The following is a 1,908-nucleotide window of genomic DNA, read 5'->3' on the forward strand; positions in this document are numbered from 1 at the left end:
AACATCAGCTCCACGAGGAACGTCTTGCCGGAGCCGGTGGGGCCCAGGAAGAGGGCGTTCTCACGGGTGCCCGGCTCCGGCTGGATGCCCTCCAGGTACACGCGGCGGATGCGGCGCCGGTGGCGGTGGACCTGGGCAACGGCCGCGGCCTGTCCGTGGGCGCGGAGAAATTGACGTTCCAGGGGCGCGCCAGGGGCTCGCCGGTCGGCGTGGCCTGGATACGGGTGCGCGGGCTGGAGTGGCGCGCGCGGCCCTACCTGGAGGCCCTGGGGCTGCTCGCCTTCGCCGTGCTGGGCTTCTGGGCGCCGGAGTTCCCCCTGCGCCTCATGGGCTTCCTGGCCGGCGGCATGGGCCTGCTGCTGGCGGCGCTGTACCGCCACCATGGCCTCACGGTGGTGGTGGAGGACGGCGTGCGGCTGCAGTGGCCGCTGGGCATGGCGCTGAGGGGCTCTTCCCGCGAGGCGCGGCTGGTGGCGGCCCGGGCGGTGCTGACGGAGGCCGCGCGCAACAGAGGCATCCCGCTGTCCGGCCCCGACGCTTGACGGAGGATCGCGGGCGGGTAGGGTGCGCGCCCATGCGGCCAACTCGGAGTGCGGGGCGTGGGTACCGGCTGGCCCGGACCGGTGTGGTGGTGGCGGCGGTGCTGGGCGCGGGGTGTGGCTACCGCTTCCAGCCGTGGGGCGCCTCGCTGCCGGAGGGCGTGGGGCAGGTGTGCGCGCCCATCTTCGCCAACGAGACGCCGGAGCCCGCGCTGGAGAACCTCTTCACGCGCTACCTGCGCCAGCAGCTCATCCAGGCAGGGCGCCTGGCCAGCGCGCCGGGCTGCACGTCCACGGTGGAAGGGGCGGTGCTGAACGTCTGGGCGTCGCCGACCATCATCGCCAGCAACTACCGCGTCTTCACGACCGTGCGACTGCGCCTCGTGAAGGAGGGGCAGGTGCTGTCGGAGACGGTGGTGTCGGGGACGGAGGACTACCTCCAGGGCCGGGGCAACGTCCTGGAAGCCGAGGCCAACCGTCAGGCCGCGCTCGCACGCCTGGCGGAGACGCTCATGCGTGACGGGTACGACAGGCTCGCCAGTACCTGGTGAGGACCGGGGAGCCCGGTCCTCAACGCTGACGGTACTGGCGGGTCGACGACTAGGCCGACTTCTTCGCGGCGGCCTTGGCCAGCCGGGAGATGCGGCGCGAGGCGGTGCGCTTGTGGAGGACGCCCTTGCTGGCCGCCTTGTTGAGGGTCTTGGAAGCCGCCTTGAGCGCGTCCGTCGTCTTCGTGCCGTCCTTGGAGGCAATGGCCTCGCGGGCGGACTTGACGGCGTCCTTCACCGACGACCGGACATTGACGTTCCGGGCGCGGCGCTTCAGGGACTGGCGGTAACGCTTCTCTGCAGACTTGGTGTTCGCCAAGGCAATGCTCCAGCGGAAGGCAAGGCAAGGAAAAAGAGGGGCCGTCCTTACTGCGACGCCCCCGTTGCGTCAAGGCACGCGTGCAACCGCGATCAGGATTTCCGGTTCCGGAAGGCCTCGGACGCCGTTCAGGGGAGAATCAAACCGGCGGGCGGGCATATTCCCACATCAGCCCCGCGGGGTCCTGGAACTTCAGGCCCTCCTCGGAGCCCGACACGATGCTGCGTGGATGGTGGGCTTGTAGCAGGTCCTTCAGCCGGACGACGGCGGCCGGCGACGGCGCCTCCAGGGTGACGGTGACGGGGGCGGAGGCCGAAGCCCCCGGAGCGCCCGGCGTGAAGACGAGCCCCAGGCCCGCGCCCGTGTAGGCCGCCGTGCCGTCCTGGGTGCGCGCCGGCGTCCAGCCCAGCCAGGAGGCCATGGCGTCCCAGAAGGCCCGCTGGGCCGCCACGTCCGGCACGGCGAAGCGCAGGGTGGCCACCGACGCGCGGGGCAGGTGGGC

General features: G+C 72.0%; 4 protein-coding genes and 1 pseudogene. 2 read left to right on the forward strand and 3 right to left on the reverse strand.

Going from position 1 to position 1,908, the window contains the following annotated elements; genetic code table 11:
* Positions 1-125, reverse strand: a pseudogene (locus D7X12_RS44860) (AAA family ATPase); the annotation flags it as partial.
* Here D7X12_RS44860 and D7X12_RS43900 point away from each other — a divergent pair.
* Together D7X12_RS43900 and lptE are read left to right on the forward strand one after the other, a co-directional pair.
* On the forward strand, positions 120-542 hold the full coding sequence (locus D7X12_RS43900; protein WP_120630531.1) for a hypothetical protein: 423 nt from the start codon (positions 120-122) through the stop codon (positions 540-542). The pseudogene D7X12_RS44860 and the gene D7X12_RS43900 overlap by 6 nt on opposite strands.
* Positions 543-574: 32 nt before the next feature.
* A complete protein-coding gene (lptE, locus tag D7X12_RS41070; protein WP_120630532.1) occupies positions 575-1,090 on the forward strand; it encodes an LPS assembly lipoprotein LptE in 516 nt (171 codons plus the stop codon).
* 49 nt (positions 1,091-1,139) lie between these two features.
* Here the strand turns inward: lptE and rpsT are convergent, their stop codons facing one another.
* Together rpsT and D7X12_RS43345 are read right to left on the reverse strand one after the other, a co-directional pair.
* Positions 1,140-1,406, reverse strand: a complete 267-nt coding sequence (rpsT, locus tag D7X12_RS41075) for a 30S ribosomal protein S20 (RefSeq protein WP_120630533.1) — start codon at positions 1,404-1,406, stop codon at positions 1,140-1,142.
* Positions 1,407-1,545: 139 nt separating this feature from the next.
* On the reverse strand, positions 1,546-1,908 hold a 363-nt coding region (locus tag D7X12_RS43345), incomplete at its 5' end, for a VOC family protein (protein WP_167509139.1).

It is taken from the genome of Corallococcus sicarius (assembly GCF_003611735.1).
Classification (GTDB): Bacteria; Myxococcota; Myxococcia; order Myxococcales; family Myxococcaceae; genus Corallococcus; species Corallococcus sicarius.